The following is a 23,490-nucleotide window of genomic DNA, read 5'->3' on the forward strand; positions in this document are numbered from 1 at the left end:
ACGATTATGACCGTGGCATTTCACGCTTTTTTTCCAAAAACAGCATATCAATGACAATCAATAACACACCGAGAGAGATACCAACATCAGCGATATTAAAAATCGGATAATGCCACACATCGGCATAATGCACATGGATAAAGTCAATCACATGACCATGTAACAAGCGGTCAATTAGGTTACCCACTGCACCGCCCAATACCATGGCCAGTCCAAGCGAGAGTAGCGTGGCTTTACGTGGTGCTTTAATCAGATAGACAATTAAAAATAGCGACATGACGAGTGCCAATCCTGAAAAAAACCACTTTTGCCAACCGCCAGCATCCGCCAAAAAGCTAAAAGCCGCGCCATAGTTATAAGCCAAGGTCCAATTAAGAAACGGCTCAATCACTGGTACTGGATCATGAAAAGTCAGATTAGTTTCAGCCAACCATTTGGTCCACTGATCAATGATGACGATAACCAGCGCCAAAATATACCACCTAAAAGCACGGCTGCCATTGGCCACTATCTTTGGCGTTTTATTCAGACGGCTTCTAGGCGTGGTCGAGCTACCAGTGGTTGCATGAGCGGGCTTAGGCGACTGATCGACCTCAGCTTGTGGCTGCTGATCGTGTTGGCTATCAGATGAATTCGTTGGGCTAGGCATAGTGGCGCACCTCGCCATCGCCACTGACATTGGTCACGCAGCGCGCGCATAGCTCAGGGTGTGCACTATCTGTACCGATATCATCACGGATGTGCCAGCAGCGTACGCACTTAGTGCCAGTGGCAGCACTGATTGCGACGACTAGATCGACAGACTCTTCTGTACTGCTATTAGCTTGAGTTTCTGCATTTGCAGGGGCTTCGCTCATTGGTTTTAAGGTGGCACTGCTGGTAATCAGTACAAAGCGCAGCTCTTCACCCAGCTTAGCTAGGCTTTCAAACATTGCGCCGTCAGCATATAGATTCGCATCGGCAGATAAGTTGGCATTGATGATTTTTTCGCCACGTGCGGTTTCGATATGCTTGTTCACCATGTCCTTTGCTAGCATGATGTGCTGCCAATCATCGTTACTGATGGCACTTAGCTCAAATGCTGGGAATTCGTACCATTCTTGAGTGAACACATAGCCGCCTTTATCCGCATCATGTTGGTTCAGTACTTCCCACGCCTCTTGCGCGGTGAATGACAAGATTGGAGTGATCCAGCGAATCAGCGCATGAGTAATATGGTAAATAGCCGTCTGCGCAGAGCGACGAGGCTGACCATCCGCCTGCGTGGTGTACTGACGGTCTTTAATGATATCTAGATAGAAGCTACCCAAGTCTTGCGAGCAAAACGCCGTCACGTGCTGAGTGACTTGGTGGAAATCCATCGCATCATAGGCGCTGATGATTTGCGCTTGTACCGTCTGGGCACGCTCAATGATGAATTTATCAAGGCTGACCAATTCATTGATGTCAATGCTGTCAGTCGCTGGATTAAAGTCATCGGTATTGGCAAGCAAGAAGCGTAAGGTGTTACGGATACGGCGATACATATCGATCGCACCTTTAAAGACCGTTTTGCCCGCGCTCATCTCGTAACGATAGTCACTTGAGGCAATCCACAGGCGCAGCATGTCCGCGCCTGTTTTGTTGATCTCTTCTTGCGGCGTGATGATGTTGCCCAATGACTTACTCATTTTGCGACCGTTTTCATCGACCACAAAACCATGGGTCAATACTTGCTTGAACGGTGGGCGCTCATACATGGCTTCTGACGTCAGCAGTGACGTCTGGAACCAGCCGCGATGTTGGTCAGAGCCTTCTAGATATATGTCCGCTGGGTTGGTCAATTCATCGCGCTGGTCAAGTACCGCAAAATGCGTCGTGCCTGAGTCAAACCAAACGTCTAAGGTGTCAGTCGCTTTGTCATAGTCAGCGGCCTCACTGCCCAAGAAGTCTTCACAGCTAGCATCAAACCAAGCTTCCACGCCGCCTTCATTGATTTTTTGCGCAGCCGTTTCCATCAGCTCAAGCGTGTTTGGATGCAGCTCGCCTGTTTCTTTGTGCGTAAAGAAAGTAATTGGCACGCCCCACGTACGCTGACGCGAGATACACCAGTCAGGACGACCTGTCATCATCGCCTCGATACGGTTCTGTCCCCATGCTGGCGTCCAGCTAACCGACGGAATGTCAGCAAGCGCACGGTCACGTAAGCCTTTGGTTTCCATACTGATAAACCACTGCGGCGTGGCACGGAAAATAATCGGCGACTTATGACGCCAGCAATGCGGATAGCTGTGCTCGATTTTGGTATGGCTGATTAAATGCCCATTGTCATGCAGTGCAGCGATGATTTTTGGATTGGCTTTATAGATGTGCTCGCCTGCAAATACGGCCGCGCTGTCCAAATAGACACCCGTGCCGCTTACTGGGTTTTCGACCGGCAAGTTGTATTTTAGACCAACGATATAATCGTCTACACCATGACCAGGGGCGGTATGTACCAGACCAGTACCACTATCGGTGGTCACGTGATCGCCTAAGATAAGCGGCACTTGACGGCCTTCAATCAGTGGATGCTGGGCAAGTAGCCCTTCAAGCTCGCTGCCTGATACGGTCGCTAGAATGCCATTATTGTCTAGTTTGAGCTCACTCAACGCAGTTTCTACAAGGTCAGATGCTAATAGCAAGTTTCCTTTTCCGGTAGCAACCACGCTATAGTTATGCTCAGGATGTACTGAGATAGCTTGGTTAGCAGGCAATGTCCACGGCGTAGTTGTCCAAATAACAGCAGCGATATTGCCCGCTACTTCTGCCAAGGCGGCTATTTTATCTGTATCTAGCACATCGAAGCTGACATAGATCGCATCAGACACTTTGTCTTGATATTCTACTTCGGCTTCTGCTAGGGCAGAGCTACAGTCCAAGCACCAGTTGACCGGCTTCATACCACGAGTCACATGACCGTTGTCATAGATTTTGGCAAGCGCGCGCACGATATTGGCTTCTTGATGGAAGTTCATGGTCAGATAAGGATTGTCCCAATCACCAAACACGCCTAGACGCTTGAAGTCTGCCTTTTGCAGTTCAATCTGCGTGCTCGCATACTCGCGGCATAGACCACGGAATTCGGTTGCAGAGACTTTTTGACCGACTTTGCCGACCTTGGCTTCGACTTTTTGTTCGATTGGTAGACCATGACAATCCCAACCTGGGACATAAGGCGCATCAAATCCTGACAAGGTTTTTGATTTGACAATAATGTCTTTCAATACTTTGTTAACAGCATGACCCAAGTGAATCTGACCGTTAGCGTAAGGAGGGCCATCGTGCAAAATATACTTGGTTGCGCCAGTACGTGCCTGACGAATTTTACCGTAGACATCATCAGCTTCCCACGCCGCTAGCCAATCTGGCTCGCGTTTGGCAAGGTTTGCGCGCATTGCAAATGGCGTGTCTGCAAGGTTTAGCGTGTCTTTGTAATGTTGGCTTGGTGTGTCAGTGCTTTTATCAGTCATAGAAGGTATCTTTTTAAAGGGTAGGTTTGTGTGTCGGTTCAAAACCGGATACAAGGCTCAATGTTCAATATAATACTGGGACTTATGCTGAGTCATTACTGCTTAATTGCTCATATAATAGGTATATTGCTCATGATAGTTGGTTTATCAACCGTCATGTCAACAAATAACCATTTCGATAAATAGTGACGTCAATAATAAATGGTAATGAGACGATTGCAACATAAAATGTGCAGATAAAAATAATGAGAAAGATGGGTAGATCGGCAGCCATTATATGACAAAACGGGTGGGGTAAAAAGAGCTGAGCAGTATTGGTCTTATTTTGTCCACTACCAATCGTTTATCTACGGAAGATATCGTCGATAAAAACATCACTATAACTTATCTGAGTGATAACGCGCTAAAACGTAAAACACTGCTCAAGCACTAGAAAACAGACGCTAGCCACAAGCGCAGTTTTAATGACCATAACGGCTGGATACTCGTTAGTCCTTGAGACATTTCCCCATTCTCTAATACCACATACGAGGGCGTCACTTGTCCTTGCCAGTCATCAAATATCTCACCTTCTTGATCATTTATTGTTTTAAAGCTAAAGTTCTTTTCAGTCAGGTAGCTCTGTAAGTCTTGATTAGAGCCTGACTGTATGGCGATCGTAATAACAGGATAGCCATCGGCGGCTAATTGATCGATGGTAGGCGAGGTGAAGCTACAGACTGAACACCATGTTCCCCAAAAGTATACCAGTGTAGGCTGCTCATGACTAAGCGCGGCTAAGTCAACGGCTTGCCCTTGATAATCAGTCAGTTGCAACTGAGGGTTGGCAGGCATCACTGGCTGTCGCCACCAATTGACCGCTGTATAAATGACTATAAACATTAAACCATATAATATTATCGTTTTAAGTATCGAAACTAGTCTCTGAATTTTTGATTTTACTGCTTTTTGCTTAATATCAGTCGTCATGACGTCCGCTTTTTGGTTTGCATATTTTTGTCAAATGATGGCTTATAGTTATTTTCTATGTGATTGTTTATATAGTCATTACATAAAAATTAGACAGTAGATAAAAATAAACGGCTGAAAATCAGCCGTATTATTTATAAAGTCTACTACAAGTGTTTTAAGTCAATCGACTCTTATTAACTATGGCTTTTGCGCACGGTTTTGTAAGGGGTTGCCAATGAGCACGCTACCTGAATTTTCGCGGCGCTCTTCGTCACTCAATTTGCTCGCTGGCACTTTAGCTTTGCGCTTCCACTTTAAGCTGAACAAATCATCACGGCGGTCAATCAGGTTATGTACTGAGCCTTCATGACGCACGTGAGTGAGCTTATCTAAGTTCACATCAGAGAAGAATACCATCTCCGTGTTGGCAGTGGTCTCTGCCATGATCGCATCATGTGGGAACGCAAAGTCTGATGGTGAAAAAATAGATGACTGAGCATACTGAATATCCAAGCTCTCAACTTGCGGTAAGTTACCCACTGAGCCGCAAATCATCACATAGCATTCGTTTTCGATGGCACGCGCTTGAGCACAGTGACGAACCCGTAGATAGCCATTTTTGGTATCAGTCCAAAAGGGCACAAACAAGATATCCATGTCATCGAGGGCCATCAAGCGTGCAAGTTCAGGGAACTCCACATCATAGCAGACCAGTATGCCGATACGACCAGCATCCGTGTCGAACACTTTGACTTCGTCACCGCCTTCGATGACCCACGCACTGCGCTCATGCGGCGTGATATGGATTTTGCGTTGTTCTTCAACCGTCCCATCACGGCGACACAGGTAGCTGACATTATATAAGGTATCGTCTTCGTCTAATAAAGGCATAGAACCGACAATGACATTGACGTTGTAGCTGACGGCCAAATGCGAGACTTCTGTTTTGAACCATTCGGTATAACCGGCCAAAAATCGAATCGCGACATTTTGGTCGGTCGATTCGCACAGTCCCATCAAAGGCGCATTGAAAAACTCTGGCAGGCAAGCAAAGTCAGAGTTGTAATCTGCCATGATATCGACGAAAAACTCGACTTGTTGCAACAGCTCTTCTGGGGATTCAACTTCACGCATCTGCCACTGAATACCACCAATACGTACTTCAGACTTGCGAGTATTCGGCTTATAGTCTTTTGGCTCATAGTAAATATTTGCCCATTCAAGCAAAGTGGCAAAACCTTTTGATTGCTTGTCATCCGGCAAATATGCCGTCAAGATACGTTTGACGATGAAGCCGTTTGATAATTGAAAAGACAGGGCTGAATCATGAATCTCACGGCTTTCAACCGCATCAATGTACTCGCCAGGAGTGAGGTCTTGATGGTTGTGATAGTTAGGAATACGGCCACCAGCCAAGATAGCGCGGAAGTTCAACTGTCGACACAGCTCTTTACGGGCGTCATAAAGACGACGACCTAGACGATAGCCACGATACTCAGGATCGATCAGGGCATCCAAACCATAAATAGCATCGCCTTCAGGGTTGTCTCTGATGATTTCCTTTTGTCCAATGAGATCATCATAGGTATGCGGGTTAGAGAATTTTGCATAGTCAACACGCATGGAGAGCACGATACCAATCAGCTGGTCATGATCAAACAAAGCAATCTGACCTTCAGGGAAGGCATCAATCAAAGTATGGATGGTCGTCTTTGACCATGCACCGCCCAAGTTGACATAGACGCGATCCATCAATGCTTTTAGTTGGGGATAGTCTTTTTTCTTAATCTCAGCAATCGTTAAATGAAGGTCATCTAGTTTTTCTATGTTACTCATAATATTCCTGTTTTTAATGTCTGCTAAATTTGACTATAGTCTATTCAATATCATTTGGATACGACAAGGGCAAGTAAAACCCTATCAGTACTAGGGCGTGTCATCAATTAGCACATTAATTCATTTAGTGGCCTTAAAATGGCTAAACTTTGCTAAACATCGTCAGTAATTTTGTCAATATGTTCATATTAACGGCAATTTCTTCCTTGTTTATCTAAAATTTTTCTCATTTTAAGCCTCACAATCTAATTGATGACACGCCCTAGGCTGAACAAGCCTGATAACGCATCCGATTCATATAGGCACGAATGTATGCCAAATACATGAGCATTGTCGTACTGATGAGGGTACGTTATTGAGCAAATAATTCAATAAACATATTTCAATAGTGAGGTATAGCCGTTACAATGATTTATTGCCGTATTTACAATAAGTTATGATGATATGTTACGCGGTTCAGATTGCTGCATTCAAAAGTTTCTTCTGCTTGATACAGCGTAAAAGCAGCGATTGAATAACAAACGATAGCCATCACATTTTATACGACATGGCGTATCGGTTGTAATATGAATCAGCTCAAAAGCAAATCGACGCTATTTATTCTACCAATATACAAGCTAAATAATATGTATCAGTGGATTGTGTTTTGCTTGTTATCATAGCGTTTACTCAAGACAGTTTGAGTATACGTGAATGAGTATGGCACGTAAGAACGCCACAGCTAGTATATTAGATGAACCTAATATCGTCTTCAACTTATATACGATTGACTATAGCAAGCTATCATAGCAATAACAGTCTTACGTGGTAAAAATTTGCTACGTTTTTGTGACTCATTCTTTTTTATTCAACTCAGGCATTTGCTTGTTTCAAGTCGTCGTGTTTGATCGGCTTTTTAGGATTACTGTATTATGCCTTTAGATCGCACCAACAAAATTAGTCAGTGGGACAAAATAGAAGACACGACGCTGGTTCAGTTGGTTTATGTCAGTACGCTGACGCTTGGTTCGCGCTTGAGTGCGTCTATATTTGATGAAGTCGAAGGCCATGCTCGACAGTATAATCAACAGCACGGCATCACAGGTACACTATGCTACGGTAGTGGCCACTTTTTACAGTGTATCGAGGGTGAAAAGGCGTATGTTTTTGACTTACAAAAACGTATCTTTGCCGATAGCCGCCATAAGAATGTAGAAGTGTTGCTACTACAGGTGATCGATCATCGTAGCTTTGCTGATTGGCGAATGCGTCTACTGTTTTTGGAGCGCTGGCTATGGTCGCCTGCAACCAAAAAGCAGGCTGCGCAACTGTCACCGTTTTTGCCATTTGCTCCGCATGGCTGGTCGCCAGATCGTACTGAGCAGTTTTTGCAAATTATCAAAACCTTTGATAGCCCGCCACACATAAAAGCGGCTGGCATCACTTATAATGCGCTGGGCAATATGTTTCGTCATATCGCGGCACCGCATCAGGCCTTTCTCATCATTCAGGGGTTTTTGAGTATATTACTGGTTGTGGCGCTGATATTGCTGTTTCTATAAGCGGTAGACTTTGTCGCTATGCAATAAAAAAGACGCTAGCCTCTGGGCTTAGCGTCTTTTTTATTCGATTTCAGTTGGTCGTTCAATGCGTTGATAACCAATTACATATCAAAAATCTTACCGCGGTTCATAATGTTGTTTGGATCGAATACTTTTTTGACGTCTCTTAAATAATCAATTTCAGTTTCGCTACGGCTGTACTGTAGATAAGGCTTTTTGGTCATACCCACGCCATGCTCAGCAGAAACTGAACCGCCATATTTTTGTACCGTCTCGAACACGTGTTTATTGACAACTTGACACTCGGCAAAGAAATCATCTTTGCTCATATTCTCAGGCTTTAGAATATTGAGATGTAAGTTACCATCACCGATATGACCGAACCAACACACTTCAAAGTCAGGATAGTTACTGCTGACAATGTAATCAATCTGCTCTATAAACTCTGGCACATGACTGATAAGCACAGACACATCGTTTTTATAAGGCGTGAATACCGAGATAGTCTCTGAGATATACTCGCGCAGCTTCCACAGCTCTGCCGCTTGTGTGAGATTTTGGCTCATGACACCATCAACCACCCAACCTTGTTCCATGCAGTGCTCAAATATGGCCATGGCTTTGTCCATGATGGGCTCATAAGGTGCTTCAAACTCTAATAGCGTATAAAACTTGGTACGTGATTCAAATGGTTCTTGTACTTGACCATGTGCCATGAGCTTATCAATGGCCACATCATCAAAGAACTCAAAGGCGGTCAAATCAATCTTGGCTTGAAACGCTGCCAGTACATTCATGACATCGTTAAAGCTGTCCATACCCAGCACCATGACATTTAAGTCTTGTGGTTGACGCTCCAGCTTGATTTGCGCATGCGTGACGAACCCTAGCGTACCTTCGCTACCGATGAATAGTTGGCGCAGGTCATAACCGGTGGCATTTTTTACCATACCGCGGTTAAGATGCAAGATATCACCTTTACCTGTGACGACAGTTAGCCCCATAATCCATTGACGGGTCATACCATAACGAATGACTTTGATACCACCTGCATTGGTACCGATGTTGCCGCCTATCTGACTAGAGCCTGCTGAGGCAAAGTCGACAGGGTAGTATAGGTCTTTTGATTCAGCGAACTGCTGTAGCTGCTCGGTGACCACACCTGCTTCAATCTCGACCATACGATCGGAAGGATAGAACTGTCCGATATGGTTCATCTTATCCATGCTAACGACTATCTCACCATTAGCAGCCACGGCACCAGCAGACAGACCAGTACGGCCACCACTAGGTGTCAGGACGACGTTGTGCTCATTAGCAAGTAGCACAATGGATTGTACTTGTTCGGTGGTTTTTGGAAAGACGATAGCAGCGGCTGCTGGAGCGAAGTGCTTGGTCCAGTCTTTGCCCCAATGCTCTAAGCTTTCAGCATCAGTTTTGATTTGGCTGGCGTCAAATGCATGGGTATCAGCGAGCATGCTTAGGATGGTTTGCACAGCGAGGGTGTTGGCTTCGGGTGTGAGCTGGGTTTGATGTGGCGTCATGGTCAAATCTCAATATTGGCGTAAGCACTATGCTGGGAATGCTGGGAATGTTGATACTGCTTATTATATAGCGAAATGCATATAAATTCAGTGATGAGTCCGCTTGTAGTGGCAATAAGTCGTTGGTGGTTTTTATATAGGAAGCGGTAGATAATAACAAAGCGATTAGATAGCTTTCAAACAGAATGATTCACTATAGCATAAAAATTTTTCAGGCTTGATAACCAATAATTCATCTAATCTGCTAACATCGATCTCAAATTTTGTGTAAGATATCGGGACTGTTTTCGTTTCATCCATCATAGATTATCCAACAGGTAATCTTATAAGACAATTATAGGACAGTTCTCATATGGCGTTATCACTACAAAAAGACAAAATCCGGTTTTTATTGCTTGAAGGTCTACATGACAATGCCTTAAAAGTATTGGAAGGAGCTGGTTATCATAACATCGAGAATATCAGTCACGCCTTAGATCAAGACGAGCTGATCGAAAAAATCAAAGATGCTCACTTTATCGGTATTCGTTCGCGCACTCAGCTGACACGTGAAGTGCTTGCGCATGCGCATAAACTGATTGGTATTGGCTGTTTTTGTATTGGTACTAACCAAGTTGACCTTGAGGCTGCTCGTGAATTGGGTATTCCTGTCTTTAACGCGCCATTCTCGAATACCCGTTCGGTAGCTGAGTTGGTACTCGCTGAAGCTATTATGCTGTATCGCGGTATTCCTGAAAAGAGCGCCACCGTACATCGCGGCGGTTGGGGCAAATCTGCGACCAACTCACATGAAGTGCGCGGCAAAACCATCGGTATTGTCGGCTATGGCTCGATCGGCTCACAGCTGTCTGTATTGGCCGAAAGCTTTGGCATGAAAGTCATCTATCATGATGCTGTGACCAAATTGCCACTGGGCAATGCGGTGCAAGTGAGTAACTTAGAAGAGCTGCTATCAACGGCGGATATCGTGACGTTGCATGTGCCTGATGTGGCAAGCACCCGCTACATGATGAAAGCTGAGCAGTTTGCACAAATGAAAGACGGCAGCTACTTTATCAATGCGGCACGTGGTACGTGTGTCGAGATTGATGATTTGGCAGCAGCACTAGAGTCTGGCAAAATCTTGGGCGCGGCCATTGATGTGTTCCCAAAAGAGCCAAAATCAGCGGACGAAGAGTTTGAGTCGCCACTACGTAAGTTTGATAATGTGATTTTGACCCCGCATATCGGTGGCTCAACCCAAGAAGCACAGGCCAATATCGGACTGGAAGTAGCAGATAAATTTGTTAGATACTCTGACCAAGGTGATACGGCGACCGCTGTCAACTTCCCAGAGGTTTCTATTCCGTTTAAAGAAAACTCGCATCGTCTGTTACATATTCACAAAAACGTACCAGGCGTACTGTCTCAGATCAACCGTTTGTTTGCTGAAGCTGGCATTAACATCCTAGCGCAGAGCCTGATGACAGAAGGTGATGTTGGTTATCTAGTGATGGATGTCGATTACAATGATTCGACCGCTGCACTAGATCAGTTAAAAGATGTAGAAGAGACTATCCGCGTACGTATTTTGTTCTAGTATCAGCGCTGATTGTTTTGATAGGCACTGACGGTTTTTCATAAAAAAGAGAGGCTCTATTAATTAGAGCCTCTCTTTTTTATTTAGTCAGAAACAAGGTTTTTTATCCCTTTTTGACCTGATTAGTGGCATCAGCGACCCGCTGTGCTTCAACCTTAGCCGCTTTGCGTTTTTCTATAACCTCTATGACGTCGCTACCGATATGCGCTTCACCGCGCTTTTGCGCCAGCTGCATTTGATGCTCACGCTCACGGAAACGGGCTTTTTGCTCGTCAGTCGCTTTATCAATACAATGCGGGCATGACTCGCCTTTGATATAAGCAGGGCTTTGCATGTCATCAGCTGTGATTGGCATACGGCACGCAAAACATTGCTCGTAGCTGCCTTTTTCTAAATTGTGATTGACTGATACACGGTTATCAAAGACAAAGCAGTCACCTTCCCACATAGACTCATTGCTATCGACTTCTTCTAGGTATTTTAAAATACCACCCTCTAAGTGATAGACCTCTTCAAACCCTTGCTCACGCATATAGGCCGTCGATTTTTCGCAGCGGATGCCACCCGTGCAAAACATGGCCACTTTTTTGTGCTTGGCTGGGTCGAGTTCTTTTGCCACATATTCTGGAAACTCACGAAAGGTGTCAGTTTTTGGGTTTACGGCATTTTTAAAGGTACCGATTTGTACTTCATAATCATTACGGGTATCAATAAGGATGACATCAGGGTCAGATATCAGCGCATTCCACTCACTTGGTTTTACATAGCGACCAACCGACTGTAATGGGTCAATGTTTTCGACACCCATGGTGACGATTTCTTTTTTCAGCTTAACTTTGGTGCGATAGAACGGCTGCTCATTGGTATAAGACTCTTTAAAGGTAAAAGTACCAATGGCTGCGATACTGCGCAAGTAGTCGAGGACAGTGTCAATACCTTTGCGTGTGCCAGAGATCGTTCCATTAATGCCTTCTGCAGCAATGAGCAGCGTGCCTTTGACGTCATTGCTTAGCATGGTATTTAAAATAGGCTCACGGAATTGCTCAAAATCAGCAAAGCGGGTGAACTTATAAAGGGCTGCAACCACGATATTATTAGTGACGCTATCGTAGACAGGCGCTGATTTATTGTCAGTCAGGTTACTATTAGAATTGCTATCTTGGACGTTACTGTTTTGAGTAGTGCTCATGTGTTTCTCCTGCTGGCTAGGTCGCAAACCTAGTGCGTTGGGTTAACAGTCTAGCTCAAATAAACACGCTATTGTGTCATCCTCGCTTGATGTACTCTGGGTACAATCTGCGCTCGGCTTCCTTATATCGCATTCATTTGAAATAGACTTTCTCAGTTCAAAATGGGTTATAACACTAGCTTAATTGTGGGATTAACTAATGCGCGCTTAGTGTAGCAAAATTGAGAGGATATTTGAAGATTATGCAGTGTAACGAAAAAAATCCAATAAAAAAGCCCAGTAAGATACTGAGCTTTTTGATATTTGATGCGTAGGGTCAGATATTATTTACTCTGGAACCACGTATCTGCTTTGCTGCGAGCGCTGGCGATATCTGCACTTGATAAGTTCAATGCCAATTCGCCAATTTTGCCACGTGCTTTGTTACGGACTTTTTCATCAAGCATGCCATCGCGGGCAGCCAAGTCATACCATTTATAAGCATCAACTAAGTTCTTTTGCTTTTCATCGAGCAGTGCAAGGGTATAGCTGGCACGGTTATCACCGCGCATCGCAGCTTTCTCTAACCAAACGCGTGCTTGTTGCAAGTTCGGCTGTACGCCTTCACCGCGCAAATACATGATGGCCAGATTTAACTGAGCAGGGGCAACGCCTTGCTGAGCGGCTTTGGTATACCATTGTAGTGCTTGCTGGGTATTTTGGGCAATGCCTTCGCCTTTTTGCAGACGTTTGGCTAAGTAGAACTGAGCGTGGTCGTTACCTTGGCTGGCACGGCTAGATAGCTCGCTGACAGGCATCAGCTCAAAACGCGAGGTATCAAGCGGTACGTTAGATATCAACTCAGCATTGGCCAAACCAGCACAAGAAAATAATGCAGTAAACAACGCAGCTTTTAGTAATTTCATAGCAGCTCCAAAATTAGGCAATGAGTAAGCAAAAAAATTGTACCGCTAAAGGATTTTAGGCGGTGATAACCATTAGGTAGAGTCGTGCAACATGAACGTACCCAATCGTTAGCAATTTGATCTAGTGTATTTGTATCGTAGATAAACCCTTAACTGATTAGACAAACGGTCGTAATAGCGGGGTAGCTGACAATATTTTGCTAGCTTAACACCCAAACTTACGAAACTCAAATACTAATTACACAGTACCCTAGGCATTTATACCTAATTTGCCCCAACAAAATCATACAGTTACTAAAAATGACAAGGAATTAATACTCTATTAAGTCTAAAAACATGACTTTTACATCAGTTTTGGCTGTCTGATAAAAAGTGATATCAGCTTTTACTTGATACTTTTCTTAGTCACGCGATAGATGGCAACATCTGCTAACAAATTAGGTGCTCGGCGTATTAATGCTTTCATTAATGGCGTGTGACCTTTTTCAGAATCACTCACAGCAAAGCGGTTAATGATATCGATATCATGCTGCGCACACAGTTTTTCAAAGTCTTTGAACGTGCATAAATGAATGTTTGGCGTGTTATACCACTCATAAGGCAGTGCTTCAGAGACAGGCATGATGCCCTTGAGACCCAGATGAACACGGTTTTGCCAATGAGCAAAGTTGGGGAATGTGATGACGGCCTCGCGTGCCACTCGTAGCATGTCGAGCAGCAAGACATCAGGTGATTTGACTGCCTGTAGCGCGCGTGCCATCACCACCGTATCGAAGCTATTGTCAGCAAAACGCGCTAAGCCATCATTGAGGTCTTGTTCGACGATGGATAATCCTTTGCCGATGGCTTCATTGATTTTATCTTCATCGATCTCGAGGCCATATCCAGTGACGCCTAGGTTCTGTTGTAAATGCGCGAGCAGCTCGCCATTACCGCAGCCCAAGTCAAGTATGTGTGCCTGCGGTGCAATCCAGCGCTCCGCCAATTGATAGTCCATTCTCATGAGCACTCTCCTGTTACTGGGCGACTTTGGGTAATAGATGGGGCAGTCAAAAAGCCTTTTACGGCACCCATATAACGCGGAATATCGAACAAAAACGAATCATGTCCGTGCGGTGCATCAATATTGATATAGCTGACAGGTTTGCCAGTAGCCATCAGTGCATCAACGATTTCTTGTGAGCGCTCAGGGGCAAAGCGCCAGTCAGTAGTGAATGACACCACCAGATACTGGCATTGAGTATGAGCAAAGGCTGCTTTGAGCGCAGAAAGCTCTTGCTGACGATCAGACTCAATATCTTCAATCGTCGTTACTGCATCTTCTAATTCATTCTGTGCATTCGCTTTGCTAGACTCGACAGACGCTGCGATTGAGTCTTCTATTTGCACTTCTGATTCTATATTTTCTTTTGTTACAGTTGATGGGTCTGAAGAGTAGTCGCGCGTCGGATCAAAATAGTCTAAGGCTTTAGTCATCAGCAGGTAAGTATTGGCATCGAAGTTTTCACTAAAGCGCTCGCCTTGATAGCGTAAGTAGCTCTCAACTTGAAATTCAACATCATAGCCATACATAAACTTGCCAGATTTTAAATCACGACCAAATTTGGCTTTCATCGCATCATCAGTCAAATAAGTGATATGACCAACCATGCGTGCGAGGATGAGCCCACGCCGCGGATAAGTGCCTGCTTGTAAATAGCGACCATCTTTAAAATCAGGATCGGATAGTATCGACTGACGTGCGACTTCGTTAAAGGCAATGTTTTGCGCAGAGAGCTTGGGGGTACTGGCAATAACCACACAGCGTTTTAGCCGCTCTGGATAATCAACAGACCATTGCAGCGCCTGCATACCGCCCATCGAGCCGCCAACGATAGCGTGCCAAACGTCAATTCCTAGACGGTCTGAGAGCATGGCTTGGGTTTTTACCCAGTCTTTGATTGTGATCAGCGGAAAGTCAGGGCCATACACCTGCGGCTCATCGCTGTCATCCACACCAACGCTATCAGGATTGATGGTGGTAGGCCCTGTTGAGCCAAAGCAGCTACCGATATTATTGACGCACACCACATAAAACTGATTGGTATCGATGGCTTTGTTGGGCCCAATCATATTGTCCCACCAGCCTGCCTTTTTTTCATCGCTGCTATGAAAGCCCGCTGCATGATGATTGCCCGATAACGCGTGGCAAATCAGAATTGCATTTGATTTGTCGCTATTGAGCGTGCCGTAAGTTTCTACCATCAAATCAAACGAGGGCAGGGTACGGTTACACTCCAAGGTCAATGGCTCAGCGAAATGGAAGTTTTGGGGCGTAACGATACCCACTGAACCTGCCGTAGTATGGGCTGAGCTATCAGACATGGCCTCAGAATTAAGGGGCTGGTCACTGGTATTATCAGAGCGTGCGTTCAAAGCTACCTCGCAAGACAACAATCATCAATAAAATAAAAGCAAAATGGCAAGATGTTGACAGACTATTTTACCTACGCAGTTTTTATAAACTGAGCCTGCCTATTGTATGGCGATGCGCGTAGGAGTACAACCGTCATGCGAGCCTTTCAGGTACAGTTTTTTGGACGAGGGGAAGTATAGGAGCCGTAGACAACTAGTAATGAACAAACATCTAAAAAATAGCCACTGTGAATCAAATCGTAGTGAGTGCGTTTTTCGCGCGTGCCACTAATATATAAAGTGCGACACTAATGAGATACCTATTCAATCTTGTCTTAACCGTTTTACCTCTTATAATGGTGAAATCATCTTTAATCATTTACTGCTAATAAAGTGCCACTATGAAACCTAAATTGCCCCCACGTATTGCCGTTTTGCTAGTGAATCTCGGTACGCCAGATGAGCCAACGGCACCTGCCGTACGTCGCTATCTTAAACAGTTTTTGTCAGACCCACGAGTGATTGAAATTCCAAAATTCCTATGGGCGATTATTCTGAATCTATTTGTCTTACCAAGTCGCCCTAAGCGAGTAGCAAAGGCTTACGCTAGTATTTGGGAGGGTGATTCGCCGATTCGTAAGATATTAAAGAGCCAAGTTGAGCTGTTAGAGCCCCGTTTGGCGAATAGTGTGGCGCCATTTCGCGTCTCTGTGCATCCAGCGATGAGCTATGGCAATCCTGGTTTGCCCGATGTCATGGACACGCTGCGCGGCGAAGGGGTCGATCACTTTGTCATTCTGCCATTGTTTCCGCAGTATTCAGCCTCTTCAGGCGGTGCGGTATATGATGCGCTGACAAAGTGGACGCTCAAGCAGCGCAACTTGCCAAATTATACGATTGTCAAAGACTACTTTGCCCATCCGCTATATATACAGGCATTGGCTGACTCTATTCGCCGTTTCCAAGAAAAGCATGGCAAGCCTGAAAAGTTGATGTTTAGCTTTCACGGTATCCCGCAGCCTTATGCCGATAAAGGGGATCCGTATCCTAAACGGTGTAAGTGTACGGCTGCGCAAGTGGCACATGCGCTTGGTTTGAACGATGACGAATGGATTATCAGTTTCCAATCGCGCTTTGGTAAGCAGGAATGGGTCAAGCCGTATACTGACGTGGTATTAGAAGACTGGGGCAAATCAGGCGTGCGCTCGGTGCAAGTGATTAGCCCTGCATTTTCAGCCGATTGTCTTGAGACACTAGAAGAACTGGCAATTGAGAACCGTGAAAACTTCCTGCACGCAGGCGGGCAAGAGTATCACTATATCCCAGCACTGAACCTTGATGAGGCACACATTGAGTTGCTAGAAGCATTGAGTTTGCCACTAGTGAAAGGCTGGGCTGGCACGTTGGATGGTTGGGCTTAGGTTGTGGTAAATATATCTTTTTATTAATGAAAAAATTTATTGATGAAAGAGTACGTCATAAAAAAGCACGCTTAATATAGTTAAGCGTGCTTTTTCTTTTAAAAGGCTGTATTAACAATAGCAATGATTTCTAGAAGTCATCATCGTTACTGCGTTCGGCGGCTTCTCTGTCCACGATATCCATCGAATCTGGATAATCACGATCATCCAAGTTGTCTTGCACCAAAATCTCATCAACACGTGACTCATCTATGTTTTGACGATGTGCAGGTGTCAGACCTTGGATAGCATCTGTACCGACTTCTGAATTATTAAACCCTACGCTGTTATCAATCACATCATCGTTGTCGATAGTGTGTAGCATGGGGTTGTCTAAATCGACAAGTTGGTTGTCTTGTTCATCTGTGCTGTCATTATTATTGCGGCCATTACCGTCAATATGATCCATTTCTTCTGGTAACGGGTTTTTTGAGTTTTCCATGATAGCTTCCTTATTATTTACGATTATTATTGATGGTTGTTGTTAATTTCATTTATTAAGGTAAGTTTGACGGGTTATGATTATCACTGATAGTAGTAAGGTGTCACAGGATGTTCAAAAAATGTAAGACAAACAATAAAAATGAGATGCACAATGATAGTGAGCGCTAATAGTCTAATAGCAGTATCTTTAATGAGCGTTGCCATTGGTTTAACAGCATGCAAGCGCCTGCCTGTGACCCATTCAGATAGCACTGAAGGTACTGTCGGTTCACAGCCGCCGCTTGTTATTGATGGCAAACTGCCGACAGCCACAACGATAATCGACTGCGCACAACTAGAACTCAAGCAAACGGTTGTGGTAAAAGGCCATAGCACACTTAGTAATGGCTGTGATTTGACAGGGCAATCGATACGTTTTGAGCTGAACCAATCAAACAGCTCACTCGACTGTGGTGGTACGTTGCTCAGCACGATGAGTGATGATAACTCAAAGGCCAGCGCGATTATGATTAAGCCTAAAACAGATAAGGCTATAAAAAATATTGCCGTTGCAAATTGTCATGTGACGGGCTATGGTCATGCACTACACATTCGCCAATATAGCAACCCAAATCAGCGTTACGCACGCGGCTTTATCAATCCTGCTGCCAATCGCGCCCTTGCTCCAAATGGTATTCGCATCATTAATGTTAGCAGTCGCAATAGTATCAATAGTGGCATGTTCATCGGTGATCATGTACATGACATCACTTTTGACAAAGTACGTATCCAAAACGCAGGCACAGTGGGATTGTATTTAGAATTCGGTAGCCGCGATAATGTGATCAAAAACTCTGTGTTTGTCGGCAATGGTTTTCGTACATTTAAGCCCAATCGTGAAGCCATTGCTGTCGATTCATCGAGCAACAACCGTATCGAAAACAATCACTTTATTCATAATGGCGCAGGCAGTGTACTGCTATATCGCAATTGCTTCGAGCATGCCGATGATCCAACGCGGGGCAATCATTTTAAACGTACTGAATCGAGCCGAGACAATATTATTGCCAATAATGTCTTTGAAGACGAGCCAGTTGGTGTTTGGGTAGCATCAAGACAGTCCCGCAATCTCAAAGGTTTTGAATGCGGTGCTTATTTAGTCAAGCAAACACCATTTGCTAGCTACCATTTGGACAGTGCCAAAAACAATCAAATTGTTGATAACCGTTTTGAGCAGGTAGAGAAGGGCGTTATCGTAGAAGATGACGGCACACTGATTGAGGGGAATAGGTTTGCAGCGACGGTAGGTATGCCTATCGCTGTGGGTTCTGAGATTCGTGAAGAAAGCACGGCAGGCGCGATTAAAAACACACGGATTAAAAGCAATATTTTTATCGATAAATCTATCGAGCAAGCGATTCATATCCGCGCTGCAAGCAAAACGGCTACCCATATCGAGTAGCCGTAAATATTTCTTTAATACTTATAAAACATTGACGAGTGTTATTTACTGCTGTGGTTTAGCGCATAGTCTGAGGGATAGCCAAAACCTGCTGCAGATTCTGTCAAATTGAAGCACCAAATATAAGTTAAGGCAATGGCATAAATCGCGGTTTCAGCCAGTTCTTCAACGATACCGCCCAGCGTATGAGGAAACCCGATCGCGTTCTCTCCCATATATTGTACGATAGCGAGTGCAGTGACACTAAGATAGACAGAAACATGAACGCTTTTTAATACGGCCCATAGGTAGCGTCTTGAATAAGCAAATAAACCAAGGGCGACAAGGTAAATAACGGTCAGAACGATGTCTTCCCACCAGTCATAAGACTGACTGAGAAAGGAGAAGTCGTTTGGAACCAATAAGTCTGGTAAGTAGTTCAGCTCGCGGCGAATCACAGCGATGAACGCGAGTACAGTTGCCAGCCAAAAAGCCTGAATCTGTTTAATGTGACTCTGCATGACGTACTGTAAGCTGCGCAGCAGGCAGGCTATCAACAGGATAATACCAGGCGCTTCGATAATGCCATCTGTATTCAAAATAAAACACTCCTGATTTTAAGGGCAAAAAAGTGAGCTCAAAGGCTCACTCTAGACCGAACACTGTGTAATGCGTATATGGGGTTAATATCATCCGTGCCATCAGCAATGTTGTAATACTGATGGTGGGCTGAATAGCAACTTTAGTGGTGCCAAGTATAAAAAAAACAACCCACACTCTATCTCATTTACCCAAATCAATGATTAGTGCGCTTCATCCCAGTTCTGACCGCTATCTGTCTCAACCAGTAACGGTACGGCAAAGTCTACATGCCAGCCTTTATTGATAGCGGTTGTCGTTAAGACATCTTGCATCGCATCAGTAATCAACTGGCTCACCTCATCTACTTTATCTGCATCGACTTCGAACACCAGTTCATCATGGACTTGCAGTAGCATTTTGGCATGCTCTTTAGGCAGAACTTTATCGACCGCGATCATGGCAAGCTTAATCAAATCAGCGGCTGAACCCTGTAGAGGTGCATTAATGGCTGCGCGTTCAGCGCCTTGCTTGACCATACGGTTGCTGTGATTGATATCAGGCGTGTAGAGCTTACGGCCCAATATCGTCTCTACATAGCCTTGCTCGTACGCACTGGCGCGCGTATTGATCATATAGTTTTTGACGCCTGGATAGCGCTCAAAGTACATATCGATATAGTCTTGCGCCTCGTTACGGCTCATTTGCAGCTGTTTGGCTAGACCAAATGCACTCATACCATATAGCAGGCCAAAGTTAATGGCCTTAGCATTGCGACGTTCAGTCGAGGTGACGTCAGCGACATCCTTGCCCAGCACTTCAGCAGCGGTGGCAGCATGAATATCTAACCCTTCGTTAAAAGCATGAGTAAGCGCGTGATCGCCTGAGAAATACGCCATCAATCGAAGCTCGATTTGCGAATAATCCGCTGCGAGGATAACGCGACCTTCTGGTGCAATAAAGGCCTGACGAATCAAGCGACCAGTTGCCGTACGAATCGGGATGTTTTGTAAATTGGGATCAGTCGAAGATAAACGTCCAGTGCTGGTCAGTGCTTGATGATAGCTGGTGTGTACACGATCGGTCTTGCTATCTGCCACATTGTCTAGCGCGTCGGTATAAGTGCTCTTGAGCTTAGATAGGCTGCGATATTCCAACGTGATATCGACCAATGGGTGATCAATTTTTGACAATACGGCTTCACCAGTCGAGTACTGACCGGATTTGGTTTTTTTGCCACCCGGTACGCCAAGCTTTTCAAACAGCATCTCGCCAAGTTGTTTTGGCGAGCCAAGATTGAATTCTTCACCAGCCACTTCATAGGCACGTTTTTCTAATGCAATGATTTCTTCATCAAAGCGTTTTGATAACTCGTTTAAAAACGGACGCTTGATTAAGATACCGTTTGCTTCCATTTGGCACAGAATCTCAGCTGTTGGAATCTCTAACTCGTGTAGCAATTTGGCATTATTGTCATCGTTAGCGAGCTCAACACTGAACACATCAAACAACTGATAGGTAATATCGGCATCTTCACAAGCGTAGTCGCTAGCGATATCGATGGCCACTTGGTCAAAGGTGACTTGTTTAGCGCCTTTACCAGCCACTTCCTCAAAGCTGATGGTCTGTGTTTGTAGATAATGACGCGCCAAATCATCCATGCCGTGGCGAGTGGCCGCTGCATTAATCACATAGCTGGCAAGCATGGTGTCCATGGCCCAGTTGTTCGGTTGCTCGTGTATTGTGCCGACCAAATCGATATCATAATGACTGAGAATGTGGGCATCGTATTTTAGATGCTGACCAATTTTACCGATATTTGGATTTTCTAATACAGGTTTTAAGCGTGCCAGTACCGTATCGCGGTCGATCTGCTTTGCGGTTAGCTCATCACCTTCTAGACTGTGCGTCAGCGGAATGTAGTAGGCTTCGTGGGCTTGCATGGCAAAAGACAGGCCGACTATTTGTGCCTCACGCCAATGAACACTGGTGGTTTCGGTATCGATAACAAAGTGCGGCGCCGCCTCTAATGACGTCAGCAAACTATCAAAGGCAGGCATATCCAAGATAGTGTGCCACGCCTTATCCTGATGTTTGCGGTCTGTGATGTGTCCACTATTGGTCGATTGTAGAGATTTGGCGATTTGTGCTTGCGATTCGGCCTCGGCGCGACTGTCAGCGCCACTTTGTGCGCCGTTCCCATTCGCGGGATGATTTGGGTGATCAAGAGATGCCAGCTCATTTCTAAACTCAAGCTCATTATAGAGCGCACGTAACTCGTCTATATGAGCGCGAGGGTCAGTATTGACTTTAAGGTCATTCCAGTCTTGGCCGATGGCCAGATCTGTCACGATAGTGGCCAGTTTTCGATTGAACGGAATATCATCAGCGTGCTCGATCAAGCCTTTTGCACCGCGACCTTTGATGAAGCCAATATGCTTTAACATGTTACCGATATCACCATACTCAACGAGTAAATCTTTGGCGGTTTTTTTGCCGATGCCAGGCACACCTTTAATACCATCTGATGCATCACCCATCAAGGTCAAAAAATCAATCATTTGATTAGGGTTAATACCAAGTTTGTCGACGACGGCCTGAGTGTCCGTCACTTTTCCCGTAAAGCTGTCTTCCAATATCACGCAGTCATTGACCAGTTGCATCATGTCTTTATCACCGGTTGAGATGACGACGTGATGACCTTGCTCGACGGCGCGATGGGCCAACGTGCCGATGATGTCATCGGCTTCTGCGCCCTCGATACGTAACAGCGGAATCCCCAGTGCCGTGACCAAGCGATGAATATAAGGAATCTGCTCTACTAGCTCAATATCGATGGGTGGACGCGCGGCTTTATAGTCGGTCGACATGTGATGACGAAACGTTGGTGACTTGGTATCAAAGCAAACCGCCATATGAGTGGGGTGATAACGACGCATCAGCTTGAGTAGTGCGTTCAATGTGCCGCGAATGGCATTGGTTATCAGGCCTTGTGAGTTTTGCATGGTTTTTGGTAGGGCATGATAAGTGCGAAACAGATAGTACGAGCCATCAACCAAGATGAATGGCGGCTGATCTTTGTCCACATGACTGGTGTCCATGGTCGCCACATTGGGCATGGTGTCAAAATTTGGCATGGCCTTTGGGTCGAGCGCTTGATGGGAGTTATGGTCACTGTCTGTGTTGGAGTTGGTCATAGGATCAGTCATAAAGGTCACTTATCAGCTATTAGATAAAAATATACGGTTATTATAACGATAAAATCAGGATATGCCGAACTGCTTAAGCGTTACGAGATGTTGTAGCGATAATATTTTTTCACCAAAATTTCAAACAAAAAAAGAACCCAGACCAGCTGAGTTCTTTTATAATTAACCTACTATCACTTTAATCGTTATCTACTTGATAGCTGTCTATTGGATAGTGGGTCGATAAGTAGGTTATTTGACTTCTGACGTTACGCTAACATCGATATTGCCGCGTGTGGCTTTAGAGTATGGGCATACTTGATGTGCTTTTTCGACCAATGCTTGAAACTCATCGGCAGACAGTTCAGTGTTTTCACCGATCACATGGATTCTGGCCGCAATGTTATAGTCGTGGCCTTCACCTTGCAAGAGATCGACTTCTATCTGGGTGGTTGAGTCAAATTTTGCTTTTTCCATTTGTTTGACAGCACCAAGAGCACCATCAAAGCAGGCGCTGTAGCCTATTGCAAACATTTGCTCTGGATTGTTGCCTTCTTTGCCAGAACCTGGTGGTACCATGTTGATGCTAAGATCGTTATCGCTTAAGCTGGCTGTACCTGCACGGCCGCCAGTAACAGTTGCTTTGGTAGAATATAGCGTTTTCATAATAGGTCCTTTATTTTGCGTTTTTGTATTTGAATAATTTATATTTTAAATGACTTATATTTTAAATGACTTATATTTTAAGTAATTTACATTTTATATAGTAGATAATCTGTACTTCAGACAGTGTGTATTTCCTTGCTATTTTTTCATGTGCATCCATGTACATCTAGGCTTTATACATAAGAATGAACGCACAACACAGCATAGCAAATTATCTGTATAGGTTAGTGCGTGAGTAGTAAATATTTGCAACAAGTTTGTAAGTAGGCTTTTAATGAGGCTTTATGAGTACCGGATGCAGAA

The 23,490-nt window shown here is 44.7% G+C and carries 17 protein-coding genes; 4 read left to right on the plus strand and 13 right to left on the minus strand.

Features of this window, described 5'->3' with window-relative positions:
• Nucleotides 1-4: 4 nt before the first annotated feature.
• The 4 genes from lspA to IP485_RS05985 all read right to left on the minus strand — a co-directional run bounded on the left by lspA (nt 5) and on the right by IP485_RS05985 (nt 6,278).
• Nucleotides 5-649 (minus strand): signal peptidase II, encoded by a 645-nt coding sequence (gene lspA / locus IP485_RS05970; protein ID WP_198326429.1) that lies wholly within the window; start codon nt 647-649, stop codon nt 5-7.
• Complete coding sequence (gene ileS / locus IP485_RS05975; protein WP_198326430.1) at nt 642-3,491, minus strand: isoleucine--tRNA ligase; 2,850 nt, start codon at nt 3,489-3,491, stop codon at nt 642-644. The genes lspA and ileS overlap by 8 nt, the downstream gene beginning before the upstream one ends.
• 429 nt (nt 3,492-3,920) lie before the next feature.
• Nucleotides 3,921-4,460, minus strand: a complete 540-nt coding sequence (locus IP485_RS05980) for a protein disulfide oxidoreductase (RefSeq protein ID WP_198326431.1) — start codon at nt 4,458-4,460, stop codon at nt 3,921-3,923.
• A gap of 180 nt (nt 4,461-4,640) precedes the next feature.
• Nucleotides 4,641-6,278 carry a carbon-nitrogen hydrolase family protein gene (locus IP485_RS05985; RefSeq protein ID WP_198326432.1) on the minus strand — a complete coding sequence of 546 codons (1,638 nt, stop codon included), beginning with the start codon at nt 6,276-6,278 and terminating at the stop codon, nt 4,641-4,643.
• A 911-nt stretch (nt 6,279-7,189) separates the two neighbouring features.
• Here IP485_RS05985 and IP485_RS05990 point away from each other — a divergent pair.
• Entirely contained in the window at nt 7,190-7,819 is a 630-nt protein-coding gene (locus IP485_RS05990) for a BLUF domain-containing protein (RefSeq protein WP_194363711.1), read from the plus strand.
• A gap of 101 nt (nt 7,820-7,920) precedes the next feature.
• Here IP485_RS05990 and IP485_RS05995 read toward each other — a convergent pair whose 3' ends face one another.
• Nucleotides 7,921-9,297 (minus strand): FAD-binding oxidoreductase, encoded by a 1,377-nt coding sequence (locus IP485_RS05995; RefSeq protein WP_227686448.1) that lies wholly within the window; start codon nt 9,295-9,297, stop codon nt 7,921-7,923.
• Nucleotides 9,298-9,715: 418 nt separating this feature from the next.
• Here IP485_RS05995 and serA point away from each other — a divergent pair, with 418 nt between their 5' ends.
• A complete protein-coding gene (serA, locus tag IP485_RS06000) occupies nt 9,716-10,942 on the plus strand; it encodes a phosphoglycerate dehydrogenase (RefSeq protein ID WP_194363712.1) in 1,227 nt (408 codons plus the stop codon).
• A gap of 103 nt (nt 10,943-11,045) precedes the next feature.
• Here the strand turns inward: serA and IP485_RS06005 are convergent, their stop codons facing one another.
• The 4 genes from IP485_RS06005 to metX all read right to left on the minus strand — a co-directional run bounded on the left by IP485_RS06005 (nt 11,046) and on the right by metX (nt 15,400).
• Nucleotides 11,046-12,131: a rhodanese-related sulfurtransferase gene (locus tag IP485_RS06005; RefSeq protein ID WP_198326434.1), complete on the minus strand. Its 1,086-nt coding sequence runs from the start codon at nt 12,129-12,131 to the stop codon at nt 11,046-11,048.
• A gap of 323 nt (nt 12,132-12,454) precedes the next feature.
• Entirely contained in the window at nt 12,455-13,036 is a 582-nt protein-coding gene (locus tag IP485_RS06010) for a tetratricopeptide repeat protein (protein WP_198326435.1), read from the minus strand.
• Between the two features lie 385 nt (nt 13,037-13,421).
• Nucleotides 13,422-14,039 carry a methionine biosynthesis protein MetW gene (gene metW, locus IP485_RS06015; RefSeq protein ID WP_194363714.1) on the minus strand — a complete coding sequence of 206 codons (618 nt, stop codon included), beginning with the start codon at nt 14,037-14,039 and terminating at the stop codon, nt 13,422-13,424.
• Nucleotides 14,036-15,400, minus strand: coding sequence for a homoserine O-acetyltransferase MetX (gene metX / locus IP485_RS06020; protein ID WP_198326480.1), 1,365 nt, complete (start codon nt 15,398-15,400; stop codon nt 14,036-14,038). The genes metW and metX overlap by 4 nt, the downstream gene beginning before the upstream one ends.
• Nucleotides 15,401-15,831: 431 nt before the next feature.
• Here metX and hemH point away from each other — a divergent pair, with 431 nt between their 5' ends.
• Complete coding sequence (gene hemH, locus IP485_RS06025) at nt 15,832-16,851, plus strand: ferrochelatase (protein ID WP_198326436.1); 1,020 nt, start codon at nt 15,832-15,834, stop codon at nt 16,849-16,851.
• Between the two features lie 130 nt (nt 16,852-16,981).
• Here hemH and IP485_RS06030 read toward each other — a convergent pair whose 3' ends face one another.
• The gene (locus IP485_RS06030; protein ID WP_198326437.1) at nt 16,982-17,332 is read right to left on the minus strand and encodes a hypothetical protein; all 351 of its coding nucleotides are present in this window, start codon (nt 17,330-17,332) and stop codon (nt 16,982-16,984) included.
• A gap of 192 nt (nt 17,333-17,524) precedes the next feature.
• Here IP485_RS06030 and IP485_RS06035 point away from each other — a divergent pair, with 192 nt between their 5' ends.
• Entirely contained in the window at nt 17,525-18,775 is a 1,251-nt protein-coding gene (locus tag IP485_RS06035) for a NosD domain-containing protein (RefSeq protein WP_198326438.1), read from the plus strand.
• A gap of 41 nt (nt 18,776-18,816) precedes the next feature.
• Here the strand turns inward: IP485_RS06035 and IP485_RS06040 are convergent, their stop codons facing one another.
• The 3 genes from IP485_RS06040 to IP485_RS06050 form a co-directional block, all read right to left on the minus strand.
• Nucleotides 18,817-19,353, minus strand: coding sequence for a hypothetical protein (locus IP485_RS06040; RefSeq protein WP_198326439.1), 537 nt, complete (start codon nt 19,351-19,353; stop codon nt 18,817-18,819).
• Nucleotides 19,354-19,557: 204 nt separating this feature from the next.
• Entirely contained in the window at nt 19,558-22,542 is a 2,985-nt protein-coding gene (gene polA / locus IP485_RS06045; protein WP_413787015.1) for a DNA polymerase I, read from the minus strand.
• Between the two features lie 231 nt (nt 22,543-22,773).
• The gene (locus IP485_RS06050) at nt 22,774-23,187 is read right to left on the minus strand and encodes an organic hydroperoxide resistance protein (protein ID WP_198326440.1); all 414 of its coding nucleotides are present in this window, start codon (nt 23,185-23,187) and stop codon (nt 22,774-22,776) included.
• Nucleotides 23,188-23,490: the final 303 nt, after the last annotated feature.

The organism is Psychrobacter sp. NG27 (genome assembly GCF_016106655.1).
Lineage (GTDB): Bacteria > Pseudomonadota > Gammaproteobacteria > Pseudomonadales > Moraxellaceae > Psychrobacter.

Bases quoted from the DNA above. Each gene is read 5' to 3' on its own strand.
- lspA (WP_198326429.1), bottom strand. From the start codon at position 649: ATGCCTAGCCCAACGAATTCATCTGATAGCCAACACGATCAGCAGCCA.
- ileS (WP_198326430.1), bottom strand. From the start codon at position 3,491: ATGACTGATAAAAGCACTGACACACCAAGCCAACATTACAAAGACACG.
- IP485_RS05980 (WP_198326431.1), bottom strand. From the start codon at position 4,460: ATGACGACTGATATTAAGCAAAAAGCAGTAAAATCAAAAATTCAGAGA.
- IP485_RS05985 (WP_198326432.1), bottom strand. From the start codon at position 6,278: ATGAGTAACATAGAAAAACTAGATGACCTTCATTTAACGATTGCTGAG.
- IP485_RS05990 (WP_194363711.1), top strand. From the start codon at position 7,190: ATGCCTTTAGATCGCACCAACAAAATTAGTCAGTGGGACAAAATAGAA.
- IP485_RS05995 (WP_227686448.1), bottom strand. From the start codon at position 9,297: ATGCTCGCTGATACCCATGCATTTGACGCCAGCCAAATCAAAACTGAT.
- serA (WP_194363712.1), top strand. From the start codon at position 9,716: ATGGCGTTATCACTACAAAAAGACAAAATCCGGTTTTTATTGCTTGAA.
- IP485_RS06005 (WP_198326434.1), bottom strand. From the start codon at position 12,131: ATGAGCACTACTCAAAACAGTAACGTCCAAGATAGCAATTCTAATAGT.
- IP485_RS06010 (WP_198326435.1), bottom strand. From the start codon at position 13,036: ATGAAATTACTAAAAGCTGCGTTGTTTACTGCATTATTTTCTTGTGCT.
- metW (WP_194363714.1), bottom strand. From the start codon at position 14,039: ATGAGAATGGACTATCAATTGGCGGAGCGCTGGATTGCACCGCAGGCA.
- metX (WP_198326480.1), bottom strand. From the start codon at position 15,400: ATGTCTGATAGCTCAGCCCATACTACGGCAGGTTCAGTGGGTATCGTT.
- hemH (WP_198326436.1), top strand. From the start codon at position 15,832: ATGAAACCTAAATTGCCCCCACGTATTGCCGTTTTGCTAGTGAATCTC.
- IP485_RS06030 (WP_198326437.1), bottom strand. From the start codon at position 17,332: ATGGAAAACTCAAAAAACCCGTTACCAGAAGAAATGGATCATATTGAC.
- IP485_RS06035 (WP_198326438.1), top strand. From the start codon at position 17,525: ATGAGCGTTGCCATTGGTTTAACAGCATGCAAGCGCCTGCCTGTGACC.
- polA (WP_413787015.1), bottom strand. From the start codon at position 22,542: ATGACTGATCCTATGACCAACTCCAACACAGACAGTGACCATAACTCC.
- IP485_RS06050 (WP_198326440.1), bottom strand. From the start codon at position 23,187: ATGAAAACGCTATATTCTACCAAAGCAACTGTTACTGGCGGCCGTGCA.